Annotated in this window: 2 protein-coding genes; both read left to right on the top strand. The window is 56.5% G+C overall.

Annotated elements, in window-relative coordinates:
- Positions 1–909 (top strand): hypothetical protein (locus ACWI8T_RS09625; RefSeq protein WP_449138792.1); only part of this gene is annotated, 909 nt, incomplete at its 5' end.
- Positions 910–983: 74 nt separating this feature from the next.
- Positions 984–2045, top strand: a 1062-nt coding sequence (locus tag ACWI8T_RS09620; RefSeq protein ID WP_449138791.1) for a site-specific integrase, incomplete at its 3' end; no start/stop codon positions are given.

Below are 2045 nucleotides of genomic sequence, written 5' to 3'. Positions count from 1 at the left end.
TGTACCGTACCCACTTGTAAAATCATTTTCTTAGGTGGGTACATGAATACTTGGAAATATCCGTCAGAGTGGTATTTAGCCGAAGGGATAACGGTCATAAATGGCGTGCTTTGCTTGTTTGTCCCTTGGGAGAATGCCGAATACCTGGAAAAACTCCCCACGGAATTCTTTAGCCACGAACTACTTGTTTGCAATCCTGACAACAACGACGAAATCGTAGAGTTTGCCAAACAATGGGGCATGCTGTTCCATCCGCTACGCATAGCGTCAGCATTCGACCCTTTTTCACTGTTACGAAAGGGGCCTGTAGACAAACGCGAGAGCTACGACACATTTAGAAGCGCATGCGCAAAAACCGACCATGCGGCGAAATTATTAATAGAGGAAAAAGAACCGTCTTTTATGCAGGTTGTCTCACTTGACGAGGCGAAGCTCGCCGTTTCGTTCATGCAAGAACAAACGCGAGCCATTTTCGCAAAAGTCGAGGGAAACGCGACAATGAGGCAAAAAAGGCTAATTGGACAAATTAACGCTGCACGGCGCATAGACTGCCTAATTTCTCCCATTTCCATTGATGGCGCTGCTGCGATGTTCGCGAACGGCGGACGCAGCTATCTACCTATAGAACATCAAAACGTTGATTTCATTTTAGCGAACGCAATTGCCAACCAGATAGCCGACACGGCATTAAGTGATGCCGAGTGGAAGCGTTGCGCATGGTGCGGCCATCCGTTCAAAGAAAAACGATCACGCACCGACTGGGGGCGCAAGCAATCGACAAGTATTTACTGCTGTGATAAATGCTTGCAATGCATGAAAGACTACCGCAGGGAAAAGCAAAAAGCCCCCGACTGGTGGACGCCTGAACAGGCGATGGCCGAATTTAAAAAGGGCAAGCGCAACAAATAGCCACTCCCGCCCCATGTGGGCGTGATGGATAGAGGGAAACGCAGGACGCGAGACCAGGAAGGAGGAAATGAGCAATGACAAAAGGAGACGGCAGCATTCAGCAGCTCGGCCGCAATAAGTGGCGCGTGGCGGTGAGCCTCGGCAACGACCCGATAACGGGCAAGCGCCGCAGGGTTACGCAGGTCGTGAACGGCACGAAGGCCGAAGCGAAGAAGGTTCGCGACGACATCGTGCGCGACCATGAGAACGGCCTGCGCGTCGATGCGGGCAAAGTCACGTTCGGCGAGTTCGCCAAGCAGTGGCAGGCCGCTAAAGAGGCCTCGGGGCGCATCGGCGAGCAGCGCGTTAGGATGGAGCGGCGCAACGTCCGCGACATATGCGCCCGCATCGGCGAGCTGCCCGTTACCGAGGTGACGCCGCAGGTGGTCGAGGCCGTCCTCGACGATATACGCGCGGCGAAGGAAGGGCGCAAGGGTTCGCCCGTGGCGGCGCGCACCATGCGCGAGGTTCACGCCACATTCCGCCAAGTGATGGAAAAGGCCGTCAACTACGACATTATCATGCGCAACCCGTGCGACAGGGTGGAGACGCCGAAGCCCGAAGACGTCGAACGGCGCTCTCTAAGCGTTTCTGAGGGCCGTTCTCTGCTCTCCGCGCTAGATGATGCGGAAGCGGCGGCATATGACCGAATAAGGGCGAAGGAGGCTCGCCAATGCGAATGGAAGGCAACCGAAGGACGTGGCAAGATTCTAGGCGTGAAAGATATTTCAAGCGTCTTGGCCGTGCGGCTCGCGCTCGCCACGGGCATGAGGCGCGGCGAGGTGTTCGGGCTCGCGTGGGGCGCGGTCGATTTGGAAGGCGCGTCGCTTCGCGTGGCCCAAAGCCTCACGCAGTACGGCGAAATCAAAGCGCCGAAGACCAAAGCGGGGTTGAGAACAATATCGCTTGACGCGAAAACCGTGCGCCGCTTGGCGCGGTGGAAGAGTGAACAGGCGGGCTACCTCTCGATGCTCGGGCTTGAGCAGGCCGACGAGACGCCCGTGTTCTGCTCCAACGTCGGCGGCTGGTTCGACCTGCACAACTTCGAAACCTGGTGGCGCAGGTTCCGCAAGGAAAGCGGCTTCGAGGGCCTGAAG

This window comes from Slackia sp. (assembly GCF_977041755.1).
The sequence above is the reverse complement of the archived record's forward strand: the minus strand, read 5'-3'. Positions and strand labels throughout refer to the sequence as shown.